This is a genomic window from Mumia sp. ZJ430 (genome assembly GCF_011751845.1).
In the GTDB taxonomy this organism is placed as follows: Bacteria; Actinomycetota; Actinomycetes; order Propionibacteriales; family Nocardioidaceae; genus Mumia.
The window spans coordinates 895,691-918,093 of record NZ_JAAHFK010000002.1 but is presented as its reverse complement, the minus strand read 5'-3'; the positions used below and the strand labels follow the sequence as shown (position 1 = coordinate 918,093).

Annotated in this window: 18 protein-coding genes and 1 tRNA gene; 8 read left to right on the top strand and 11 right to left on the bottom strand. The window is 70.3% G+C overall.

Translation table 11 applies throughout. The features are described from left to right. Positions 1–12: 12 nt before the first annotated feature. The gene (locus tag HCT63_RS10875) at positions 13–1,581 is read right to left on the bottom strand and encodes a DUF1254 domain-containing protein (protein WP_167004042.1); all 1,569 of its coding nucleotides are present in this window, start codon (positions 1,579–1,581) and stop codon (positions 13–15) included. 223 nt (positions 1,582–1,804) lie between these two features. Between HCT63_RS10875 and HCT63_RS10870 the strand changes: the two genes are divergently transcribed. Beyond that, positions 1,805–2,116 carry a carboxymuconolactone decarboxylase family protein gene (locus HCT63_RS10870; protein WP_167004039.1) on the top strand — a complete coding sequence of 104 codons (312 nt, stop codon included), beginning with the start codon at positions 1,805–1,807 and terminating at the stop codon, positions 2,114–2,116. Between the two features lie 5 nt (positions 2,117–2,121). Here HCT63_RS10870 and HCT63_RS10865 read toward each other — a convergent pair whose 3' ends face one another. Next, positions 2,122–4,368 (bottom strand): LuxR C-terminal-related transcriptional regulator, encoded by a 2,247-nt coding sequence (locus HCT63_RS10865; RefSeq protein WP_167250195.1) that lies wholly within the window; start codon positions 4,366–4,368, stop codon positions 2,122–2,124. A 227-nt stretch (positions 4,369–4,595) separates the two neighbouring features. On the opposite strand from HCT63_RS10865, the gene HCT63_RS10860 reads away from it, so the two are divergent. After that, positions 4,596–6,641 carry a histidine kinase gene (locus HCT63_RS10860; protein WP_167004033.1) on the top strand — a complete coding sequence of 682 codons (2,046 nt, stop codon included), beginning with the start codon at positions 4,596–4,598 and terminating at the stop codon, positions 6,639–6,641. 19 nt (positions 6,642–6,660) lie between these two features. Here the strand turns inward: HCT63_RS10860 and HCT63_RS10855 are convergent, their stop codons facing one another. Then, positions 6,661–7,266 (bottom strand): response regulator transcription factor, encoded by a 606-nt coding sequence (locus HCT63_RS10855; RefSeq protein ID WP_167004031.1) that lies wholly within the window; start codon positions 7,264–7,266, stop codon positions 6,661–6,663. Between the two features lie 85 nt (positions 7,267–7,351). On the opposite strand from HCT63_RS10855, the gene HCT63_RS10850 reads away from it, so the two are divergent. Then, entirely contained in the window at positions 7,352–8,083 is a 732-nt protein-coding gene (locus HCT63_RS10850) for an ABC transporter ATP-binding protein (protein ID WP_167004028.1), read from the top strand. Positions 8,084–8,094: 11 nt separating this feature from the next. Continuing rightward, positions 8,095–10,542 carry an FtsX-like permease family protein gene (locus HCT63_RS10845; RefSeq protein ID WP_167004025.1) on the top strand — a complete coding sequence of 816 codons (2,448 nt, stop codon included), beginning with the start codon at positions 8,095–8,097 and terminating at the stop codon, positions 10,540–10,542. Positions 10,543–10,622: 80 nt separating this feature from the next. Here HCT63_RS10845 and HCT63_RS10840 read toward each other — a convergent pair whose 3' ends face one another. Together HCT63_RS10840 and HCT63_RS10835 are read right to left on the bottom strand one after the other, a co-directional pair. Continuing rightward, entirely contained in the window at positions 10,623–11,279 is a 657-nt protein-coding gene (locus tag HCT63_RS10840; protein WP_167004022.1) for a response regulator transcription factor, read from the bottom strand. Next, positions 11,276–12,334: a histidine kinase gene (locus HCT63_RS10835; RefSeq protein ID WP_243842985.1), complete on the bottom strand. Its 1,059-nt coding sequence runs from the start codon at positions 12,332–12,334 to the stop codon at positions 11,276–11,278. Before HCT63_RS10835 ends, HCT63_RS10840 begins: the two co-directional genes overlap by 4 nt. Before the next feature lie 243 nt (positions 12,335–12,577). On the opposite strand from HCT63_RS10835, the gene HCT63_RS10830 reads away from it, so the two are divergent. Next, the gene (locus HCT63_RS10830; RefSeq protein WP_167004015.1) at positions 12,578–13,060 is read left to right on the top strand and encodes a DUF6326 family protein; all 483 of its coding nucleotides are present in this window, start codon (positions 12,578–12,580) and stop codon (positions 13,058–13,060) included. Between the two features lie 47 nt (positions 13,061–13,107). On the opposite strand, the gene HCT63_RS10825 is transcribed toward HCT63_RS10830, so the two are convergent. Then, positions 13,108–13,183, bottom strand: a tRNA-Lys gene (locus HCT63_RS10825). Between the two features lie 148 nt (positions 13,184–13,331). Between HCT63_RS10825 and HCT63_RS10820 the strand changes: the two genes are divergently transcribed. Continuing rightward, positions 13,332–14,396 carry an alpha/beta hydrolase gene (locus HCT63_RS10820; RefSeq protein WP_167004013.1) on the top strand — a complete coding sequence of 355 codons (1,065 nt, stop codon included), beginning with the start codon at positions 13,332–13,334 and terminating at the stop codon, positions 14,394–14,396. A 31-nt stretch (positions 14,397–14,427) separates the two neighbouring features. Here HCT63_RS10820 and HCT63_RS10815 read toward each other — a convergent pair whose 3' ends face one another. Together HCT63_RS10815 and HCT63_RS10810 are read right to left on the bottom strand one after the other, a co-directional pair. Further along, on the bottom strand, positions 14,428–15,651 hold the full coding sequence (locus tag HCT63_RS10815) for an MFS transporter (protein WP_167004010.1): 1,224 nt from the start codon (positions 15,649–15,651) through the stop codon (positions 14,428–14,430). Beyond that, on the bottom strand, positions 15,648–16,025 hold the full coding sequence (locus HCT63_RS10810) for a rhodanese-like domain-containing protein (RefSeq protein WP_208322374.1): 378 nt from the start codon (positions 16,023–16,025) through the stop codon (positions 15,648–15,650). Before HCT63_RS10810 ends, HCT63_RS10815 begins: the two co-directional genes overlap by 4 nt. A 125-nt stretch (positions 16,026–16,150) precedes the next feature. On the opposite strand from HCT63_RS10810, the gene HCT63_RS10805 reads away from it, so the two are divergent. Next, the gene (locus HCT63_RS10805) at positions 16,151–17,134 is read left to right on the top strand and encodes a helix-turn-helix domain-containing protein (RefSeq protein ID WP_167004007.1); all 984 of its coding nucleotides are present in this window, start codon (positions 16,151–16,153) and stop codon (positions 17,132–17,134) included. Positions 17,135–17,193: 59 nt separating this feature from the next. Continuing rightward, the gene (locus HCT63_RS10800; RefSeq protein ID WP_167004004.1) at positions 17,194–17,535 is read left to right on the top strand and encodes a YciI family protein; all 342 of its coding nucleotides are present in this window, start codon (positions 17,194–17,196) and stop codon (positions 17,533–17,535) included. Between the two features lie 22 nt (positions 17,536–17,557). Here HCT63_RS10800 and HCT63_RS10795 read toward each other — a convergent pair whose 3' ends face one another. From HCT63_RS10795 to HCT63_RS10785, 3 genes are all read right to left on the bottom strand, one after another. Beyond that, on the bottom strand, positions 17,558–18,217 hold the full coding sequence (locus HCT63_RS10795) for a methyltransferase domain-containing protein (RefSeq protein WP_167004001.1): 660 nt from the start codon (positions 18,215–18,217) through the stop codon (positions 17,558–17,560). A gap of 128 nt (positions 18,218–18,345) precedes the next feature. Further along, a complete protein-coding gene (locus HCT63_RS10790; RefSeq protein WP_167003998.1) occupies positions 18,346–18,849 on the bottom strand; it encodes an Lrp/AsnC family transcriptional regulator in 504 nt (167 codons plus the stop codon). Between the two features lie 13 nt (positions 18,850–18,862). After that, on the bottom strand, positions 18,863–22,354 hold the full coding sequence (locus tag HCT63_RS10785; RefSeq protein WP_167003995.1) for an indolepyruvate ferredoxin oxidoreductase family protein: 3,492 nt from the start codon (positions 22,352–22,354) through the stop codon (positions 18,863–18,865). Positions 22,355–22,403: the final 49 nt, after the last annotated feature.

Here is a 22,403-nt window from a genome sequence, read left to right as displayed (position 1 = left end):
CCCTCGGCTCGTCTACTCGACCGGTTCGATCTCGCCGGGTCGCCAGCTCTTGTCGAAGAACGGCTGGAGCGGGCTGTAGAGGCGCAAGATGACGAACCATCCGCGCTCGGGGTCGGTCTGGATCCAGTTGCCCGGCGAGACGTCGTCGGGTTGCGCCGGTGCGAAGTACACGACGGTGCTGCCGTCGGACTCGGCCTCCGCGGCAGGGGAGGGGTACTGCTGGCTGCCGGCACGGGGATAGCGCTGCTCGGTCTGCAGCATGGACCGGGTCTGGTTGTCGTACAGGGTGAGTGACCAGAACCGGGCGGCCGGGATGCCCTTGGGCAGGCTCAGCCGGTAGGTCTTCGCGCCGTCGAATGGTTCGCCGTCGGGACCCACGTTGGAGACGAGGTACTGCGAGCCGACGCCGGTCAGCCGCATGCACATCGCGGGCGTGATGCCGGTCGCGGTGTAGAACATCGACGTGCGCGAGTGCAGCTGGCGCGCGCCCTTGTTCGGGAACGGCTTGACGCCGTCCGCGGTGATCATCGGCGGTGGGTTGGTGAACTCGAAGCCACCGGCGAACAGCATGTTCCACCAGGCCGAGTCGCCGTCGTAGTAGCGGAAGTCGTCACTCGGGTGCGCCCCCATGCCGAGGGTGCGGGACGCCGCGTTGCCCACCGCCGCCGCCTCGTCGAGGATCTTGCGGAGTCGGTGGTCGGGGTCGAACTTCTCGTCCTTGACGATCCCGAGGGCGGCGAACTGGCCGGCGAGCTCGGTGTCGAGGGCCTCGGCGGGCTCTAGCTGGACCAGGGCGTCGAGCATCTCGTAGTGGCCGAAGTCGGCCGGCGGGATGGTGTTCATCGCCAGGCCCGTACCCTCCACGAACCGAGGGGTGTGCGGGGTGGCTGCCTGGCCGAGCGGCCCCTTGCCTGTCAGGTACGCCCCGATGCTGGAGCCCACGCCACCAGGGGCGTAGGGGGAGAACCTCAGCTGTTCCTTGATCTGGGACACCGTCGGGGTGGGGTCGTTGCCAGGATTCTGGTTGATGAACGAGCGGCCGAGCACGACGACGTGGTGGGTGCGGGAGTGCCGGATGTAGCAGCCCCCTTCGGGCAGCGGCCCGTCGTACCCAGGGCCGACCAGCAGGTACGTACCGCCCTGGCCGCGGTCGGCTCCGGGCAGACCGAAGTCGCTGATCCAGCGAAACCACATGTCGTCGAAGCAGCCCAAGCTGTCGGCCGGGGTCTCCACGACCTGCGGTCCTTGCGTCAGGTCCAAGAACGACCAGAAGTACACGGTGTCAGCGTTGCCAGTCAGGAAGAGTGACCGTGAGTCCATCAGCTCCGAGAAGAGCAGCACGTCTCCGTCGTTCACCCCGGCCGCCAAGAACCCCTGCCGAATGGCGTAGGTCGACACAGCCTGGGTGGTGTTCATGAACGTCTCGACACCGTGCAGGTAGTCGAGGTGGTCGCGCAGCCTCTCCGCGGCCTCGCTCGTCGGGTAGCCGTCGGTGAACTCGAGGGCCCCGATCGCTGCTTCCACCCTCGATGGGGTCGTGATCGACGCGGGCACAGATGTCTTGGTCACATCTACGGGCATCGCGGCCTCCTCGAGCTCGGTTCCTTCCTGGAACCGTAGGTTCGGCCGCGACCGGCGTCATCACGCAGAGTGTGTGAACGTCCGGCCGTCGGCGCTTGACGGCGATTCACCTGATGTGAGTGATGCGTGCGGCAGCAGGCGCACCGTTGAGTGTCTGGTACGACCCCGCGACGGGACCCGCAGATCACGAGGTTGGCGTTCCGAGAGGAAGGAGGGGGTCGCGTTGGACTACACCGACATGCTGCGCCGCCTCGCCCTTCACGACGAGCAGCTCGCGACCGACACGCTGCTCGACCCGAGAACGCTGGCGATGGTCCGGCTTGCGGCGCTCGTCGCCGTGGGTGGCGCGGTTCCTTCGTACGGTGCACAGGTCGATGCCGCGGTCGATGCCGGGGCGACTGCGGCCGAGATCGTCGACGTGCTCGTCGAACTCATCCCGGTCGTCGGATTTCCGCGCGTGGTCGCGGCGGCCCCGAAGCTGGCGCTGGCGCTCGGGCACGATGTCGACTCTTTCGGGATCCTGCCGAGCGGGTGATCGCCTCAGCCGCCGAGCAGCCCGAACCTGGTTGCCTGCTCCACCGCGTCGTTGCGTGAGGAGACTCCCAGCTTGCGATAGATCGAGGCGACCTCGGAGCTGACGGTGTTGCGGCTGATGAACAGCCGGTCCCCGATCTCCTTCATCGTCAGGTGCGTCTGCAGGTACGGCAAGACCCGCAGCTCCGCCCCGGTCAGGGGTGCGGCGCCCGCGACTCCGATCTGGGCGCTTGCCTCCACCGTCTCGCGGACCGCTACCACCTGGTCGACGAGTGCTCCCAGGTCCGGCCGGTGCAGCAGGAGCTCGTCGATCTCGCGCAGGAGGTGCCGAGCGATGGTCTGGTCACCGCGTGCCGAGTAGGCCTTGGCAAGCTGAATCCGGGCACGCACCGCGTAGAAAGGGAGCACGAAGGTGCAGGACGGGCGCGCTCGCATGGCCCTCGTCAGCTGGCGGTCCGCGTCGTCGAGGTCGCCGCGGTGCAGCGCCAGGCGAGCGGCAACGGCGAAGACGAGGACGCTGAGCGCGTACTCATGCATCCGATGCTCCTCGATGACCGCCAAGGCGTGCTCGACGCGCTCGGTCGCCTCGGCCGAGTCCCCGCGGTCCCACGCGATCAGTGCGAGTTCGGCCTCACCGTCGACGACCGTGTCGGTGTTGCCGAGCGTCGCCCCGAGGGTGGCCGCCTCGGCGAACAGTGCCCGTGCTTCGTCCACGTCGGCAGCAAGGAGATGAGCATGCGCGGACAGGATGAGAGCGGTGTCGCGCCACGGGCTCCATGGCGGTTCCTGGGCCACCGCGGCACTGGCATCGACCATCATCTGCTGGGGCCCAGAGGCGCACATGACTGCCCGCAGCATGGCCCTGGCGGAGTCGAACGAAGCCGTTCCGTCGGTCGGCGCCTGGTTGAACGACGAGGCCTCCACGACCGCTGCCCACCGTTCCGCCGCCACGGTCTGTCCGGTCAGCGCCGTCGCCCAAGCTGCCAGGACGGCGAGCGGCGGGTATCCCTCGACAGCGGTGTCACCCAGCGCTGCGAGCCACCGGTGGACGGTCGACATCTGGCCGGCACTGTAGGTCCGCAGCACCAGATCCGTGACTAGCTGCACGCACCGCTCTCGTTCTGGGGTGTCCAACAGGTGCTCGACGGCCAAGGCAGGAGATCCGTTCGCCTCGTACCAGTCGGCGGCGCGCAGGTGAAGCTTCATGACGACCTCGGGCTCGATCCGCCGCAGCTCTCCTAGCAGGAACTCCCGGTACAGGGTGTGGAACCGGTACCACTCTCGGTGACGGTCGAGCGGGATCAAGAACGAGTTCGACGCCTCCAGCGCACGCAGTCGTTCCTGCCCGTCGGTCTCGCCGAGCAACGCGTCACACAACGGGGCGCAGAGCTGATCGAGCACCGCCGTACGTCGCAGGAAGCGCTGCATCTTCTTGGGCAGCAGCATCAAAGACTCGCGGTAGAGGTAGTCGGCGACGAAGCGGTCGTCGCCGGAGACCGTCATGCCGTCGGCACCGTCGTGGCGCGCGATCAGCGCCGCGAGGTAGAGACCAACGGGCCAGCCCTCCGTCCGCTCGGTGATCGCCGCGGCTACCTCGGGAGCCACGTCGGAGTCGGCTTCGGCGAAGATCTGCTCGGCCCCGGTCGCGTCCAGCGCCAGATCGCTCCCCTCGAGCTCGAACACGTCCCCTGACGCGCGGAACCGCGGTAGGTGCGGTTGCTCGAATCGGCTCGCTGCGACGAGCTGAGAGCCCGACGGTATCCCCGAGATCGCCACGCCGAGAGCGTCATGGCAGGCGGACGCACGGAGCTCGTGGAGGTCGTCCACCATGAGCACGAAAGGCTCCGGGCTCGACGTGAAGGCCGCGGCCAGCCGAGGTGCGGCCCGGCCCAGCACCTCCGCGCCCAGGCCGCCCATGTCGGCGACCAGGTCGATGTAGCCAGGCGAGATTTGGGCGAAGGCTGAGGCCAGCAGGGTGAGCAGAACTGTCGGGTCGTCGTCGTACCGGTCCAAGGACACCCAGGCGACCGGTCGGTCCTCGGCGAGCGCCCACTGTGCCAGCAGAGTCGTCTTGCCGTACCCCGCAGCGGCGGTCACCCCGACCACGCGGCATTCGCTCGCCCTCGCGACGTCGATGATCCCCGCGCGACTCACCGACCCTGGGCGAGGCTGCGGAATGGAGAACTTGGCCTCGAGCAGTGAGCGACCGAGCCCCACCGCCGCCGAGGCCGCAGGACGCGGGACCTCCACCACACCAGCGAGCGTACGGTCTGCGGTGGAGGCTGCAATGACAATTGCGGGGGTATACGCGTAAGGCCACTGCTCGGCCGATTGACTCCGGTGACGTTCGAGACCGTCGTCAACCCGTAGGAGCAACGAGTGCCTTCGCGCGTCCTGCAGCAGTCCCATAGAAGGTGACGCGCTGACGTCGCTGACCCGCGAGTCGACCCGTCGCCTGCGACTCGTATTCTGAGCGCTCGATGAGCTGGACAAATGGTGGCGGTCTGCACGCACGCGCGGTCACGGTCGCCGTCCTCGGGGCGTTCGTCGCCGTTTACCTGGTCGCAGCGGGAAGCGACCTCCCCTGGGTTGCACCGCTCGTCGTCGGCGCTCTCGTGCTGCACCTCCGCTTTCTCCTGCCGGGGTGGCCGCACGGGCCCCTTGTGTCGGTCGTCCAGGCGGCGCTCCTTTATGGGGCGGTGCTCGGGTTCGGTGTATCGGTCGGCGTGCTGGGGTTGGCGATCGGTGCGCTGTGGCTCGAGGGGCGTCGTGCGGCTGCGGTCGCGGTGGCCGTCAGCGCCCCCGCGATCGCTGCGGTCGAGGAAGGTTGGTCGCGTGCCGTCATCGACGTGTCGATCTCCGCGTGGCTCATCGGGATCGTCGCTTACGGTCTGACGCGTCTTACCTACGATGTCGACGAGGTGCAGTCCACCCGCCTGACCCTCGCCGCCGCCGCCGTGCGGGAGGAGAGGCTACGCATCGCTGCGGGGTTGCGTGGCGTCATCGAGGACGGGCTGACGGCGATGGCCCGCGCGGCCCGACGTCCTTCCGAGCTCGGCGACGCCTTGGCGGAGGCCCGGAGCTCGCTGGACGCAGCTCGTACTGCGGCGTCGGAGATGCGAGAGCTGTCGCTGGCGCCGCAGGTGTCAGCAGCGCAGGGCATGCTCGAAGCGGCCGGCGCCGAGGTGACCGTCCGCACGGGGCACCGCGAGCCGCTCGGTCCCGGCGGATCTCTGCTGGCGGCGGTGCTCCGTGAGGCGGTCACCGATGCCGTACGCGATCGGGCGTGTCACTGCCTCATCGAAACCATCCAGGACGACGGCGAGGTGCGTCTGACCGTCGTCGCCGATGGGGCCCGCACCACCGAGCGTGGTGAGGCCGCGCTCGAGCCGTTGGCCGTCCGCCTCGCGGCAGCGGGCGGGCGGCTCGACGTCGACCTGGACGCCGACGGCAGGATTCGCGTCGTGGCGAGCTTGCGGGTTGCTGAAGAGGCAGCGCCGGTGTCGGATCAGCAGCGGTTCGCGACGGCCCTGCTCGCCGTGGTGCTGGTGGGTTTCTGCGGGAAGGCCCTGCTCCAGCTGTCGGGCGTCGAGCTGCTGGTGGCGCTCCCGCTGCTGGCCGTCGTCTGCCTCCTGAACCTGCGCCTCCGGAGTCCCTGGCTGCTTCCCCTGCAGGCGGTCATCGCGTTCGTCCCGGTGGTGTGGCTGGGGAGCGCGTGGGGTGGCGTCGCCGGATTCCTGGCGGGCGCGTTGCTGGTGTCGCTCCCGCCCCGGGCTGCGTGGCCGCTGGTTGGTACGACGATGGTCGGGGTGTTCGCCACCCAGTCGGCGGTGGGCACGGCGCCTCCGCTGACCGTGAACCTGACCATCAGTGTCCTCGTCACCGGTCTCGTCGTCTTCGGGCTCGCCCGGCTCGCCGTCCTGGCCGACGAACTCCACGCCGCGCACGACGGCCTCGTACGGGCGGCGGTCGTCCAGGAACGGCTGCGTGCCGCGCGCGACCTGCACGACCTTCTCGGGCACACCTTTGCGGCGATGATCCTGAAAGGCGAGCTGGTGCGTCGTCTGCTCGACCGGGACCCGGATCGCGCCAGCGTCGAGCTCGACGAGATTGCCGAGATCGCGGTCCGAGCCCGTGCCGACATGGCGACGGTCGTCGGTGAGGCGCCTCGGCTCGAACTCGCCTCGGAGGTAGAGGCCGCTGGGTCGGTCCTGCGAGCAGCCGGGATCGCGACCACCGTGGAGGCGTCCGTGTCGGCGGTGGACGGCGAGCGCGCCGCGGCGTTCATCGCCGTCCTGCGCGAGGCGGTGACGAACGTCCTGCGACACAGCGCCGCGAAGGAGGCGCGCATCACGGTGGACGGCTCCCAGCTGGTGGTCGAGAACGACGGAGTTCCGGCCGAGATCACGTCGCCGGGTGCGGGCATCGGCAACCTCCGCACGCGGGTGGCGGCGCTGGGCGGAACGCTCGACGCGGGCCCGGTCGGCGACGGCCGCTTCCGCGTCACTGCCGCTGTCGACCGCTGACGGCGCCGTCGGCCCAGCGCTAGATCCAGCCCGCCTCGCGGGCGATGCGGAGGGCGTCAGTGCGGCCGCGTGCGTCGAGCTTTGCGACCACCGTCGTGAGGTGGTTGCGTACCGTGCCTGTCGACAGCCTGAGCGACGTGCCGATCTCGGGAGGCTCGGCACCGTCGGCGAGGAGCCGCAGCACGTCCTTCTCACGCGGGCTGAGCGGGTCGTCGGCCAGTCCCCACGCGGTGACGGCGAGCGACGGGTCCAATACGCGTCCTCCGGCGGCGACCGTACGGATCGCTCCGAACAGCTCGTCCAGCGGAGCTGTCTTCAGCACGAAGCCTGCGACCTGCGCCTCGAGTGCTCGACGCAGCTGGCCGGGGCCCGCGTTGCCCGTGAGCATCAGCGACCGGCAGGACGGCAGGCGTGCTGAGAGCTCGGCGGCCGCGGTGAGTCCGTCGGAGCCGGGCAGGTCGATGTCTAGCACAGCGACGTCGGGGCGGTAGGCCAGCGCGGAGGGGACGATCGCGTCCCCGGTGCCGACCTCGGCGACGACCTCCAGGTCGTCCTCGAGATCGAGGAGAGCGACGAGTGCACCTCGTACGACCTGCTGGTCCTCCGCGAGCAGTACCCGAATCACGTCATGAGGGTACCCATGAGGATCTCACGGGGGACTGGTGATCGCGTCTGTGTCGTCCGTCGCCGCATGCCAGGAGGCTAGAAGCATGAGTGGAGCAGTGGTCCTGGATCAGGTGAGCAAGGTGTACGGCAAGGGTGGCGGCGCGGTCGCGGCGCTGCGCGAGGTGTCCGTGACGCTGCCCCGAGGCGGCTTCACGGCGGTGATGGGACCGTCCGGCTCGGGCAAGAGCACGTTCCTCCACTGTGCCGCTGGCCTCGACGTTCCGACGTCGGGCACGGTGCGGCTCGGTGGCACGGATCTGTCGGAGATGAGCGAGTCGGCGCTGACGCGGCTGCGACGTGAGCGGGTCGGATTCGTGTTCCAGGCGTTCAACCTGGTGCCGACGTTGACCGTGGAGCAGAACGTGGCGCTTCCGCTCACGCTGGCGGGTCGGCGAGCCGAGCGCGGCGCGGTGGAGGACGTGTTGTCGCGGGTCGGGCTCGCCGGGCGGGCGACACACCGACCGCCGGAGCTCTCGGGCGGCCAGCAGCAGCGGGTGGCACTTGCCCGCGCCCTGATCACCGCACCAGAGGTCGTCTTCGGTGACGAGCCGACCGGAGCGCTCGACACCGTGACCGCGCGCGACGTCCTCGGACTGCTGCGGGAGACCGTCGACATCCTCGGGCAGACCGTGGTGATGGTGACGCACGACCCGGTGGCCGCCTCGTACGCCGACCGGGTCCTGTACCTCGCGGACGGTCGCATCGTCGATGCCGTCGACTCGCCGACACCGGCCGAGGTAGCGGACCGCATGACGCGTCTGGGGGCGTACGCGTGAGCGGCGGGACGGTGAGGGTCAGGTATGCATCGAGCTCGCTGCGGCAGCGGAAGGGGGCCTTCGCCGGCACCTTCGCCGCTCTGCTGTGCGCGGCAGCGCTGGTGTGCGCGTGCGGGATGCTGATGGACACCGGGTTGCGGTCGACGGCGAAGCCGCAGCGGTACGCCGGTGCGCCGGTCATTGTCGCAGGCGACCCGGCGTCACACTTCCTGAAGGACCTCGACAAGGACAAGCGCAAGACCAAGCCCAACACGAGCCGCCGTTGGATCCCGGCCGCGCTCGCCGACGTGGTCCGCGACGTCCCCGGGGTCGAGCGGGTCGTCGTGGAGCGGGCGGCGCCGGTCGTGCTGCCCGACGGCGAGCGGGTCGACGGGTACGGCTGGGAGTCGGCGGCGCTGCTGCTCGACCCCTCGGAGTCGGATGCCGCTCCGGCGGCACGGGATGAGGTCGTCACCGACCGTGCACCGGTAGGGGAGCGTGTCCGGCTGGTCACCTCGGCAGGGGCGGCGACGTACGCGGTGGTCGGATCCGCGCCCGGGCTGTACTTCGCCGAGACGGAGGCCGAGCGCCTCGCTGACGCGGCGGGTCGGTCTGGCCAGGTGTCGGCGATCGCCGTGTGGCCCGAGTCGGCCGCGTCCGCCGTGGAGAAGGCCGTACGGCGCAGCGAGTCGACCAGCGGGTCGAGCAGGCCGACGACGGTCGGTCCGTACGAGCCGGTGGAGAGCGCAGTCGTCGCGACGGGCGACGAACGGGGAGCGGTCGAGTTCCCGACGGCAGCGTCGGCGCGCGCCAAGCTGGTCAGCATGGGCGGCGCCCTCGGCGGTACGTCGTTGATCGTCGCGATCCTTGCCGTGGCCGGCACCCTCGCGCTGGCGGTCCGTCAGCGTGAACGCGAGCTGGCGGTGCTGCGCGCGGTCGGCGCGACACCGCGCCAGCTGCGGCGGCTGGTGGGGCGCGAGACGCTGCTCGTTGCGACGGCCGCTGCAGTGCCGGGCGCGCTGCTGGGCCTGCTGCTCGGCAGGTTTCTGTACGGACGGTTCGTCGCCCTGGGCGCGGTGCCCGAGACGGTCCCGCTCGTCGTCGGACCCTTCCCCGTGCTGGCTGCCGTCGCGGCGACGGTCTCCGCGGCCTGGGTGGCGGCGTGGTTCTCGAGCCGGCGCATCTCGGGCCTGCGACCGGTTGCCGCGCTCGGCGAGGCGTCGGACGAGAAGCGCAGCCGAGGACGGTTGCGCGCGATCGTCGGGCTCGTGTTCGCCGCGGGGGGTGTCGTGCTGGCGCTCGTCTTGACGAAGGTCTCCACCGATGCGGCGGCCGGACCGCTGGCACCGCTGACTGCGTTGATGGGGGCGGCTGCGGTGACCCTGCTCGCTCCGCTGATCGCCCGCGTCGGTCTGGCCCTGATGACCCTGCCGATGCGGCCGCTGCGCGGGTCGGTGGGCCTGGCCGGTATGAACCTGCGTGCCGCGTCGGGGCGTACGGCGGGGATCCTCGGTCCTCTGACCCTGATGGGCGCGCTGGCGGGAACGCTGCTGTTCGCCCAGACGACGCTGCAAGGTGCGGCCGAGCAGGAGGTACGAGAGGGCACGGTCGCCGACCGTGTCATCGGCCCCGCCGTGCCGGACGACGCCGCTCGGGCGTTGCGGGAGACACCGGGGGTAGCGGCGGTGACCGAGGTGCTCCGCACCCGCGTGCGTGCGGTGAACACCCCGTACACGGTCCAAGGCGTCACGACCGACGGGCTGTCGGACACGCTGGACCTGACGGTGACGGCGGGCTCGCTCGACGACCTCGTCGAGGACACCGTCGCTGCCAGTGAAGGCACCGGGCTCGCGGTGGGGGACGACCTCTCTGTGGCGATGGCCGACGGCTACCCGGTGACGCTGAAGGTGGTGGCCCTGTACGAACGCGGGCTGGGCTTCGGTGAGCTGACCATGGCGCACGCGCTGGTCGCGCAGCACGTGGACGACCCGTTGGGCGTCGCGCTCGTCTCCGCTCCTGGTGTGCCGGACACGCAGCTGCAGCAGGCGGTCGCGCCGTACGGTCTGACGCTCGGCGCCGCGGTGGACACCCCGGACACCACGAACGACAGCACGGTCAACTACATCGCGCTGGCGGCGATCGTCGGCTTCGCCGCGATCTCGCTCGTCAATTCGGTGGCGATGACCGTCACGGGTCGTTCGCGCGACCTCGAGCTGCTGCGCCTCGCCGGCGGGACGCGACGCCAGGTGCTGCGGACCCTGCGGTGGGAGACGCTGGCTGCGGTGATGCTGGCGATCGTGCTGGCTTTCGCGATCGCGGCGACCACCGTGACGGCGTACGCCGCGGGGATGACTGGCACCCCGACGCCCTACGTCCCGCCGGCACTGGCGGTGGCGGTGGCCGGGAGCATCGCGGTGCTGGCCCTGATCGCGACCTCGCTGCCGGCACGAGCCCTGCTGCGGCCGCCGCCTGGCCGGTGATCGGGGAGGGGGCGAACGGGCGCCGCGACGACCATGACGATCACGAGCTTCGGATCACCCGTCTGGTCGAAGCGGCGTGACTAATCGGCTCTCGCGCGTCTGGTGTCGTATGCCCACATCGCGATCTCGACGCGGTTGCGGGCGCCGAGCTTGGTCATCAACGAGGCGACGTGGGTCTTGACTGTGCTCAGGCCGACGAAGAGCTCGGTGGCGATCTCGGCGTTGGTCCAGCCCCGTGCCACCAGCGCGAGCACCTCCTCCTCGCGCTCGGTGAGCGGGTCGATGGGCTGGACCGGCACGACTGGCGCCTGGTCGGCGAAGGTCGCCAGCAGCCGGCGGGTGACGTTGGGGGCGATCAGCGCGTCCCCGTTGGCCGCCGCGTGGATGGCCTGTACGAGGAGCTCGGGCCCGGCGTCTTTGAGCAGGAAGCCGCGGGCGCCGGCGCGTAGGGCGCCGAGGACGTACTCATCGAGGTCGAAGGTGGTGATCACGACGACCGCCATCGGGTCCGTCACGTCTGGCCCGGCTAGGCGCCGCGTCACCTCGACGCCGTCGAGCCCGGGCATCCGGATGTCGACGAGGAGGACATCGGGACGCAGCCGGGTCGCCAGGTCGAGCGCTGCGAGCCCGTCTGCTGCGTCCCCCACGACCTCGAGGTCGGGTTGCGCGTCGAGGATCATCACCAGCCCGGTCCGGACCAGGTCCTGGTCGTCGGCGACGACGACACGGATGCTCATGCCTGCGCCTCCACCGGCAGCACGGCCTCGACGACCCAGCCACCCCCGGATCCCGGCCCCGCGGAGAACGATCCGCCGAGGAGCTTGGCGCGTTCGGCCATGCCCAGGAGGCCGAATCCAGGCTCCGGGACTGGCCCCGGCTCGGTCTGTCCATCGTCGCTGACACGCAGCCTGACGGCGTCGCCCTCCCGGCGTACGTCGATCCCGACGCGGGTCGCGCTCGTGGCGTGCCGTACGGCGTTGGTCAGCGACTCCTGCGCAAGCCGGTAGAGCGCGGCGTCCACGGGCCGTGCCAGCCGGGTCAACGAACCGTCCAGCGAGACCTCGATGGTGGGCGTCGCGTAGGCGCGCGCCAGAGCAGGCAGGTCCGCGACACCCAGCTGCGGTGAGTAGGCGACGGCTTCCTCCTCACGCAGCAACCGCACCATGGATCTCATCTCCACGAGGGTTTGCGACGCTTCAGACTCGATCGCGGCCAGGACCTCGGCTGCCCTCTCAGGCTGAATGCCGGCGACCACGCCACCGGCCTGCGCCTGCACCGCGATGGCCGAGACGTGGTGGGCCACGATGTCGTGCAGATCGCGCGCCAGCGCCACCCGCTCCTGATTGCGGATCTCGCGCTGTTGGCGATGCCAGAGGTCCGCGCGATAGCGGAACACCGCCGCGAGGGCGACGACCAACAGCAAAAGGACGCCTCCGCCGAAAACGTCGGCCCAGCCCGCGGAGGAGGCGTACACCCCCAGCGCGACGACGACGGTCACGAACGCCGTCCCCAAGGCAATCTCCCGTCCCGAGCCCCACCGCACCAGGGAGTAGAGCAGGATCAGGACGGCCATCATGGAGTAGAGGCCGAGGTCCCCGGCGTGCGCAGTCAGTTGGAGGACCGAGAGCAGCCCGGCGACGCCCCACCCGACCAGGGCGGCCATCAGGGGGCGACCTCGCCGCCAGAGCAGGGCAGGCACCAGCGCCAGGGCGTGCACGGTCACAAGGGGTCGCCAGGCCAAGCCCGGCCGAACGATGCCCTCGACCAAGGCGGCGGCCGCGAACACGCCCACCAGCAGCCAGTCGAGACGACCGATGGGTGGGGCGTCAGCAGGCCGCGGCTCATGCCAGAGGGAGCGCCAGACAGTGACCACGGCTCCAGCGTAGAGATCCGCGCGCCTTGGCGTACCCGCCGAAAGAACGAGAGAGAGGCCATGCCATCGGCCAGGCGAACTCCGGCCTCTGGGCCGAGGCGCCCGCCGCCGGGCTCAGCGAGCGTGGACCTACTGATCCTCACGACAACGACGGAGCCCATGATGAGAACACGTCAACCCACCACCGCACTGGACGACCAGCCGATCCCGGTGAGAGCCAAGCTCGCCGCAGCGTGGACGAGCCTCATGTTCCTGTACGCCTACGTGGACATTCTGAACTTCTTCACACCTGGCGTCGTCGACGACATCCTCGACGGCAGGGTCTTCGAGTTCGACCTCTCTCAGACCTTTTCGACCATGGCGCTGACCCTCATGGCCATCCCGATCTTCATGATCGTGCTGTCGATGACGCTGCCCGCCCCGGCGAACCGCATCACGAACCTTTTCGTGGCCGCGGTCTACGTCCCCGTCACGGCATTCAACGTGGCGGGCGAGTCCTGGCTGGCCTTCTACGGCCTCGGCGTCGTCCTGGAATTGATCCTTCTCGCCTTCATCGTGCGGTACGCCTGGACCTGGCCCCGCACGGCACCGGCGACCATGGCGACCGACCCAGACCATGGGTACGTCCGCGCTCAACGGCGGTGAGTACGGACGAAGGCCAGGCATCGATGCGATGCCTGGCCTTCGTTGGATGGTGCGCCATCAGGGACTCGAACCCCGAACCCGCTGATTAAGAGTCAGCTGCTCTGCCTATTGAGCTAATGGCGCGTGGTGCCTCTAAGCCGTCGCTCGAAGCAGTAGGAACTCTAGCAGGGGACCCCAACCGCTCCTAATCGAGGGGGCGCCCTGTGACACGGGTCTCCCGCGCCGTCCGTGCGCCTGCGAAAATGCGGCACCAGCCCCCGAAGGAGCCCCCATGAGCGACGCTACCTCGCGCACGTTGTCCCTCCCGCTGCGGCTCGAGCGGGCCGCGATCCGCGGCTTCGCCCGGCTCCCGCAGGCCGTCATCGCACGCCTGGGCGCGGGCGCCCCGGTCAACCGCGACGGCGAGCGCCTCGCGCCCGAGGTCGCGACTGCGCTGGGCGTGCTCAACCGCATCCCCGGATCCGACTTCTCGACCAAGCCGGTCGACGTCGCGCGTCGTCAGATCGAGGAGGAGGCACTCGTCTTCGCCGACACGTTCCCGCCGTTCGCTGTCGAGGAAGACCTCTTCATCCCGTCCGCACACGGCGACATCCCCGCGACCCGTTATCGCGCCAAGGCGGGGGAGTCGCGCGGTCTGGTCGTCTACTTCCACGGTGGCGGTTGGGTGCTCGGGAGCCGCGTGAGCACCGACTCCGCCGTACGATTCCTCGCGCTGCACGCAGGCGTGGACGTGCTCTCGGTCGACTACCGGCTCGCGCCGGAGCACCCGTTCCCGGCGGCGATCGAGGACGGGCTCGCGGCGTGGGAGTACGCCGTCGCGCAGGCGCCCGCGTGGGGCCTCGACCCGTCCCGCATCGTCGTCGCAGGCGACAGCGCCGGCGGCAACATCACCGCCGTCCTCGCTCTCGCGCTGCGCGGCGCCGCGGTCGAGCCATGCCTGCAGCTGCTGTTCTTCCCCGTCACCGACCTGTCCACGAAGCACCCCTCGTACGAGGAGTTCTCCGACGGATTCTTCCTGACCGAGCAGCACATGGACTGGTATCGCGAGCGCTACCTCGCCGACCCCGCCCACGCCCTCGATCCGCGTGTCTCGCCGTTGCTCGCCGACGACCTGGCGGGCGCGGCGCCCGCGTACGTGGCGGTGGCCGGGTTCGACCCGCTGCGCGACGAGGGCATCGCGTACGCGCGCCGGCTCGAGGAGGCGGGCGTCCCGACCGAGCTCGCTCGCGCGGGCGATCTCATCCACGCGTTCATCAACATCACCGGCGTCAGCCCGAGCGCGTACGCGGCGACGCTGCGAGCGGCGCAGGCGGTGGAGAAGGCAGTCTCCGGCTAGGGGCCTCGCCCCGCGACACGGCGTCGCGGCCTCACGGAGCACGACGGATCTCGGGGGACCAGAGGGGCACCAGGCACAGCGCCGAGATCGCGGCGCCGACGAGCATGACCGCGCGCAGTCCCAGCACCCCGGCGACGAGGCCCGCCAGCAACGTCCCCACCGGCAGCGCGCCCCAGCTCGCGAAGCGATGGACCGACGTCGCCTGGGCGCGCATATGAGGTTCTGCGTGCTCGTGACGCAGGGTTACGGCGTTGACGGCGAACGCTCCTTGCCCCAGGCCGAACACCAGCATCCCGGTGGCCAGGAGTACGAGTGCGACGGGTTGTGTGGCGAGCCCGAGAACAGCGATACCGGCCACCGAAGGAATGCCGGCGAGTGCCATCACCCGACCTTTTCCAAAGCGACGGTTCAGCCGCCCGGACGCGAGGCCGCCCAACGGGAACCCCAGTCCGCCCGCGGCGACGGCGACCCCGACCTGTGCAACGTCGAGGCTGAGCGTCTTGACCCCGTACAGCACGAGCATCGTCTCGAACATCGCAACGCCGATGTTGAAGACCGCCCCGACGACCATGATCCCGCGAAGCACCGGACGGTCGAGCACGTAGCGGAAGCCGACGCGGATGGAGGTGAAGAGCGGTGCCGTCTCCACACGTCGGGCAGGAGGTGGGAGCGACAAGGTGACCACGACAAGCGTTGCCGCGCTGAGGGCGAACGTCAGCGCATCCAGGCTCAGCGCCACCCCGAGCGACCAGACGCTGATCAGCAGGCCACCCAGCGCAGGACCAGCCAGCATTCCCCATGACTCCGACAGGGTGAGGCGGAGATTCGCCGGATGCCAACCTGCCTGGTCAGGAACGACCTCCGGAACGATCGACTGATACGCGATCTGAAAGAACACTGTCGCGGAGCCGATGAGAGCGGCGGCTGTCATCAGGACGACGATGGAGAACTCGCCTCGCAGAAGGATGAGCGCCGCGATGAACCCGAGCACGAGGAGGCGTACGAGGTCGGCGCCCAGCATCGAGCGTCCGAGCCCCCACCGGGTGACCCAGACGCCGGCCGGAAGACCGAGCACCAGGAACGGCAGCTTCAACAGGGTCGCGACGACCGCGATGTCGCTCGTCGACCCTCCCGCATGGGCGACCGCCACCAGGGGTAGCGCGATCAGGGTGACCTGGTCTCCCAGCACGCTGGCACTCTGGCCCGCCCACAACCAGCCGAAGGTGCTCCTGGCGCGGTGTGGCTTGCGCCTCATCTCGCGAGGTCGCCAGGCTCTTCGCCGACCGCGACCGGGAAGCCCTCCGCAGTCCAGCCCAGCATTCCCCCCGGCATCTCCTTCACCGCGCGTCCGAGGGCGGCCGCGCGGATCGCTCCTCGCGTCGAGGCATTGCAGTGGGGCCCGGCGCAGTACGTCACGAGCAGGTCGTCCTCCGGGACACCGAGCAGCTCAAGGGTCTCCCTGTTGAGCCGCCTGTGCGGCAGGCTCAGGGCTCCCGGGATGTGCCCGGCCGCGTAGTGCTCGGGCGATCGAGTGTCCAGCAGCGTGAATCCCTGGATGCCCGCCAGCATGTCGGCGTAGACGTCCGCGCAGTCGGCCTCGAAGGCCAGTCTCGCCTCGAAGTGCCGCAAGGCTGTCTCGCTGCTTGCCGGTGCAGGGTCCAGAACGTGGGAGCGCATTCGCATAGAGGCAACGGTGCTGGAACCCGTGAGCGCTCACTAGTGACTGGAAGGACATCATGTCGTACGATCCGGCCATGTCGCCGCGTGGACCGTCACATCGAGTTGCGGTGATGGCGGCGCCCCGGATGTCGCTCTTCGAGCTGGCGATCGTCGTCGAGGTGTTCGCGCTCGAGCGCCCCGAGCTCGACGTCGACCACTGGTACGCCGTCCAGGTCTTCACCCCTCACGACGCCGGAGTCGCGGCACTGGGCGGCATGCAGCTCGATGTCGAAGCAGGGGTCGAGGCCATGGCGGTGGCCGACACCGTCATCGTCCCCAGCTGGCCTGTCGACCTCGAGCCCTCCGAGGAGATCTGTAGAGGAATCAGGGCAGCGTACGAACGCGGCGCGCGCGTCGTCTCCATCTGCTCGGGAGCGTTCGTGCTCGCGGCCGCCGGTCTGCTCGACGGTCGCCGCACCGCCACGCACTGGCGCTACGCCGACGAGTTGGCTCGTCGCTTTCCCCGACTCCAGGTCGACCGCGACGTGCTCTACGTGGACGACGATCGGGTGCTCACCTCTGCCGGCTCGGCTGCGGGCATCGATCTCAGCCTGCACATCATCCGGAAGGATCACGGCGCCGCCATCGCGAACGCGGTGGCTCGCCGGCTCGTCGTGCCCCCGATCCGTGAGGGCGGGCAAGCACAGTACGTCGAGGCGCCCGTCGCGCGGGCAGACGACGACCGCATCCAGCAGCTGATCGAGTGGGTGGTCGAAGACCCGCGTCGCCCCGTGTCGGTTGCCGCCGCCGCGCAACGGGTCAACATGTCGGAGCGCACGTTCAGCAGGCATTTCAAGAAGGTCACCGGCTCGACCTTCTACGACTGGCTCACCGAGCGTCGGCTCCACCAGAGCACAGAGCTGCTCGAGACGAGTGACGAGACGATCGACGTCATCGCACAGCGCGTGGGGTTCACAGATCCCACGGCGTACCGGCGACAGTTCAAGGCCAGGTTCCTGACCACCCCGTCGGGTTATCGCAGCGCGTTCAGAAGGGTCAGCACTCCGCCGACCTCGTAGAGGACCCGTCCGGTGGTGGAATGTCTTCCATCCGTCGTGCGATCGAAGGAGTCGACCCGATGACCAAGTACCTCATCTCGTTCCCGAGTGCCGCCATGGACTTGTCCGGCGAGGATCTGCACGCCGTGTCGGAGGAGTCGCACGCCGTCGTGCAGGAGGCGAAAGATGCCGGCGTCTGGGTGTTCGGCGGCGGCATCGATGAGAGCGTTCCGCCGGTCATGGTCGACGCCGAGGGCACGGTGACCGAGGGCACCTACCCGCAGACGAAGGAGCTCGAGGGCGGCTACGCGGTCCTGGAGCTGCCGTCCCGCGAGGCCGCGCTGGAGTGGGCCGCGAAGATCGCGGCATCCTGCCGATGCGCGCAGGAGGTGCGGGCTTTCCAGTACGACCCCGCGAGCTGACGCGCCCGTCAGGTCGTACGAGTCAGGCCGCGCGCTGCAGGCGCCACACGTTGTCGACGCGCGTGCCCGTACGGCCGTCCGGTGCGGTCGAGGTGCTCGCGACGCCGTCGAGCGTCACGACCTTCCACTCGTCCTCGGGCAGGTCGAGCGCGGTCATCACCTCGTCGAGCGTCGGGAAGACGGCGCCGGGTACGGAGTGCTCGTGCGGCTCGGCCCACGACGGCCAGCCGCCGTGCATGACGACGAGGAGCGTGCCGTCGGGCGCGACCGCCTCGGCCGCGCTGCGTAGGACGCCGTCTTGGTCGAGGGCGACGGGGGACTGGAGGAACTGCGCGCTGACGAGGTCGTACGAGCCTGCAGGAAACGTGGTGCCGAGCTCGTGCTGCTCCCAGGCCGTACGGTCCGTGACTCCCGCGTCAGCCGCGTGAGCGGCGGCGCGGTCGAGCGCGGTACGGGAGATGTCGACGCCCGTCACGGTCCAGCCCTGCGTGGCGAGCCAGACGGCGTCCGCGCCCTCGCCGCAGCCGAGGTCGAGGGCGGTGCCGGGCGTGAGATCGGCGACTTCGCGGACGAGGAGCGGGTTTGGCTTGCCGCTCCACACGCGGTCGGAGCCGCCGTACCGCTGCTCCCAGAACTCGGTGGGGTCGGTCGGGGTGGTGGGGTGGTCGGCGTGGGTGGTCATCGCGCTCCTCGGGTCGTGCGGGTGTCCTTTAGGGATAGCCGACGGGAGGGGTGGGTGCCAAAGGCGTTTGCTGGAATGGCAAGGGGTCTCGACAGGCTCGACCGGCGGTGGGGCGGGTTTCGACAGGCTCAACCAACGGGTGGGTGGGAGCGGCCGTAGCCGGACTCGCGGGTCAGCTTCTCCAGCAGCGGCTGCACCCGATAGGGGAGCGGCGTCGAGATCGCCAGCGTCGACGTCGTGTGTCGGACACCGGGGGTGTCGATGATCCGCACGACGACCTCCTGGAGCTCGGCGTGCGTCACCGCCGCGACCCGCACCCGCAGGTCTTCGCGCCCGGCCTGCGTGATGATCTCGAGCACCTCGGGGATCTGCGCGACCTCCTGCACGACGTGCGCCATGCGCCGCTGGTCGAGCTCGATGTCGACGAACGCCTGCACCGGCACGCCGATCGCCTCGAGGTCGACGTCTGGGCGGAAGCCCCGTACGACTCCGGTGTCCTCGAGCCGCTTCAGTCGCGCCTGCACGGTGTTGCGGGCGACGCCGAGCGCCGCCGCGAGCTCCACGACGCCGGCTCGTGCGTTGCGGGTCAGTCTCCCGATGATCTCGGCGTCGAGGCGGTCCAGTCGCGGCACGGGGTCGAGTCTGTCAGACCAGCAGGTCGACCGGTACGCCTTCCTCGCGCAGCTGCTCGACGTACGTGGCGACGTTGCGCAGCTTCACGTCCTCGTACCCGCGCACGACGTCCGGCAGCGCAGCGATCCGCACCGCGCGCTCGTACGACTCCGCGCTGAGCCCGGCGACGAGCGTGTCGACCACGCCCTCGTAGTGGCTCACGAGACGCCGCTCGAGACGGCGCACCTTCGCGTAGCCGAACGGGTCGAACGGCGTGCCACGCAACCCCTTCATCCGTGCGAGCCCGCGCAGCACGACGTGCGAGCGCGGCGCGAAGCCGACCTTCTTCGAGCGGCCCATCGCCTTCAGCGCCGGCGGGTGGAGCTTGTAGGTCATCCGCGACCCGCCCGGCACCTGCCGCGCGACCTCGTCGGCGAAGGCGGCGTCGGTGAGCAGACGCGCGACCTCGTACTCGTCCTTGTATGCGGTGAGCTTGAACAGGGAGGTGGCGACCGCCTGCGTGAGCCGCTCGTCGGAGCCCACGACGCGCTCGGCGTCGCGGACGGCGGCGACCCGTGCGACATACCGCTCGGCCGTCGCCATCCCCTGGAACCGCACCAGGTCGCTCGCGCGCCGCGCCACCGTCGCGCGGATCGCGTCGGAGAAGCCCGCCGCGTCGACCGCCGGCACCGCGATCAGCGCCGCCTCGACCGTACGAGGGCTCGCCGCGGCGGCGAACGCAGCCGGGTCGGCGACCGCGACGCGGCCCCACCGGAACGCGGCGACGTTCGCGTCGACGGCGACGCCGTTGAGGCCGATCGCCTCCTCGATCGCCGCGGCGGGGATCGGGAGGGCGCCGGTCTGATAGGCAGCGCCGACCAGCAGGAAGTTCGCCGTGGTCGTGCTCCCGAACAGCTCCTCGGCCGCCTCGAGCGCGTCGAGTGTCATGACGTCGCGCGACACGGTGCCGAGCCGGTCGATGAGCTCAGCCGTCTCCGGATAGCCGACCGACGCGTCGTACACCATGTCGCCCGTCGGGGTCTTGCTCGTCGACGCGATCGCGACCGTCGTCGCCGGGTCCCCGTACGAGAGGCCCTTCGGGGATGTCGCCGCGAGCAGGTCGAAGGCGAGGACGCAGTCGGCGCCCTGCGGCGTGAGGCGGTTGGACGGCTCGAGGCCGCCGGAGGACGAACGCGGCGAAAAGCGCAGGTGGCCCGTCACCGGTCCGGCCTTCTGGCTCAGCCCGGTCTGGTCGAGCGTCTCGGTGTCGAAGCCCGCCCGCAGCGCCGCCGTCGCGAGCACCTGGTTGACGGTGAGGATGCCCGTGCCGCCGATGCCCGCGAGGAACACGTCGTGCGTGCCACGGAGCGGGGGAGCGGCAGGATCGGCGACGGCCGGAGGCGTCGGCGTCGCGCGACGCGGCGACTTCGTCGAGGGGTCGACCTCGACCGTCACGAACGACGGGCAGTCGCCGTCGAGGCACGAGTAGTCGGTGTTGCACGACGTCTGGTCGATGCGCGTCTTGCGGCCGTACTCGGTCTCGACCGGCTGCACCGACAGGCAGTTGCTCTTGACGCCGCAGTCGCCGCACCCCTCGCAGACGGCCTCGTTGATCACGACACGCGTGTTGCGGGCGGGGAGCGTGCCCCGCTTGCGCTGGCGACGCGCGTCGGCGGCGCAGTGCTGGTCATAGATCAGCACGGTCACGCCGGGGACGTCGCGCAGGATCCGCTGCGCCTCGTCGAGCCGGTCGCGATGCCAGAGCGTCGTGCCCTTGGCGAGCGCGCGCTTGCGGTGCCGCTGCGGCTCGTCGGCGACGACGATGATGCGGGCGACGCCTTCGTCGCTGAGCTTGTGCGTGAGCTGTGGGACGGTGAGCGCGCCCTGAGCATCCTGCGCGCCGGTCATCGCGACGACGTCGTTGTAGAGGATCTTGTAGGTGATGTTCACGCCGGCGGCCAGGCACGCCTGGATCGCGAGCTGGCCGGAGTGGAAGTAGGTGCCGTCGCCGATGTTCTGGAACGTGTGGCCCGCGCGCGTGAACGCGGACTGCCCGATCCACTGGCTGCCCTCGCCGCCCATCTGCGTGAAGCCCGTGACCGCGCTGTCCTCGCGGCCGGACGTCGACACCATGATGTGGCAGCCGATCCCGCCCGCGGCGAGCGAGCCCTCAGGCACGGCGGTGGAGCGGTTGTGGGGGCAGCCGCTGCAGAAGTACGGCGCGCGCGACGTCGTCAGGAGCGGGAGGGCGATGGTCTTCGGGCGCGGCGGCGTGATGGCGACGCGGTCGCCGAGGACGTGCCGCAGCGGAGCGAGGAGCCTGCCGGAGGTGACCTCGCCGTCGGCCGGTACGAGGGAGAGGCCGGCGGCGTCCTTCTTGCCGAGCACGCGCGGCGCGCCCGGACGGCCGTACAGGATCTCGCGGACCTGCATCTCGATGAACGATGTCTTGTCCTCGACCACGATGATCTCGTCGAGTCCCTCGGCGAAGCGCTCGACGGCACCGGGCTCGATCGGCGTGATCATGCCGAGGCGCAGCACGCGGATGCCCGCGGTCGCGAGGTCGTCGTCGGAGATGCCGAGGTCCACGAACGCCTGGCGCAGCGCGTCGTACGTCGTGCCGGCGGCGACGAAGCCGGTCGTCGCGTGCGGCGGATCGATGTCGAGGACGTCGAGCGCGTTCGCGGCGGCGTAGGCGCGGACCATCGCCGTACGAGGGCCGACGAGCTGCGCCTCCGCGCCGACGATGGCATCGGGGTTCACGATCATCGGAGCCTGCGCGTACGACCAGGGCTTGCCGCCCCACTCGAGCGACGGGACGACGGGGGAGAAGGAGTCCGCGGGGCGGTCGACCACCCAGGATCCGTCCGCGACGTCGGCGACGATCTTGAGCGCGACGAGGCAGCCGGACGCGCGCGAGAGTGCAGCGGCGTGCAGACCGTACGAGATGACCTCGGCGGCGTTGCGCGGAAAGAGGACCGGGATGCCGAGCGCGGCCAGCGTCCGCTCGCTCACGGCAGGGACGGTGGACGACTTCGAGGCCGGGTCGTCGCCGGCGAGGATCACGGCACCGCCGCGCGGGTCGACGCCATACATGTTGGCGTGGCGCAGCGAGTCGGTCGCGCGGTCGACGCCGGGCGCCTTGCCGTACCAGTAGCCGACGACGCCGTCGTGCGTCGCGTCAGCCGGGTCGACCGGCTGCTGGCTGCCCCACACCGCGGTCGCGGCGAGCTCTTCGTTGAGCCCGGGGACGAAGCGGATGTCGTGCGCCTCGAGCACGTCCGGCATGTCGGCGAGCATGCGGTCGACGCCGCCGAGCGGACTGCCCTGGTAGCCGGACACGAACGACGCCGTACGCCGGCCGCAGCGGCGGTCGTGCGCGCGCTGCTCGACCAGGAGCCGCGCGATCGCCTGGACGCCCGTGAGCAGCACCGGCGGCGAACCCGCGCGATAGCGGTCGGCCAGATCGTACGGGGCCGGGGCGGTCGGCATTGCTTCGACGGGACGGATCGCCAGCTCGGTCACGGCGGGGCTCCTTCGCACTGCGGGGGCACGTGCCTGGATCAGGCTGTTG

Bases quoted from the DNA above. Each gene is read 5' to 3' on its own strand.
- HCT63_RS10800 (WP_167004004.1), top strand. From the start codon at position 17,194: ATGACCAAGTACCTCATCTCGTTCCCGAGTGCCGCCATGGACTTGTCC.
- HCT63_RS10875 (WP_167004042.1), bottom strand. From the start codon at position 1,581: ATGCCCGTAGATGTGACCAAGACATCTGTGCCCGCGTCGATCACGACC.
- HCT63_RS10840 (WP_167004022.1), bottom strand. From the start codon at position 11,279: ATGAGCATCCGTGTCGTCGTCGCCGACGACCAGGACCTGGTCCGGACC.
- HCT63_RS10795 (WP_167004001.1), bottom strand. From the start codon at position 18,217: ATGACCACCCACGCCGACCACCCCACCACCCCGACCGACCCCACCGAG.
- HCT63_RS10830 (WP_167004015.1), top strand. From the start codon at position 12,578: ATGAGAACACGTCAACCCACCACCGCACTGGACGACCAGCCGATCCCG.
- HCT63_RS10820 (WP_167004013.1), top strand. From the start codon at position 13,332: ATGAGCGACGCTACCTCGCGCACGTTGTCCCTCCCGCTGCGGCTCGAG.
- HCT63_RS10815 (WP_167004010.1), bottom strand. From the start codon at position 15,651: ATGAGGCGCAAGCCACACCGCGCCAGGAGCACCTTCGGCTGGTTGTGG.
- HCT63_RS10860 (WP_167004033.1), top strand. From the start codon at position 4,596: ATGAGCTGGACAAATGGTGGCGGTCTGCACGCACGCGCGGTCACGGTC.
- HCT63_RS10850 (WP_167004028.1), top strand. From the start codon at position 7,352: ATGAGTGGAGCAGTGGTCCTGGATCAGGTGAGCAAGGTGTACGGCAAG.
- HCT63_RS10805 (WP_167004007.1), top strand. From the start codon at position 16,151: ATGTCGCCGCGTGGACCGTCACATCGAGTTGCGGTGATGGCGGCGCCC.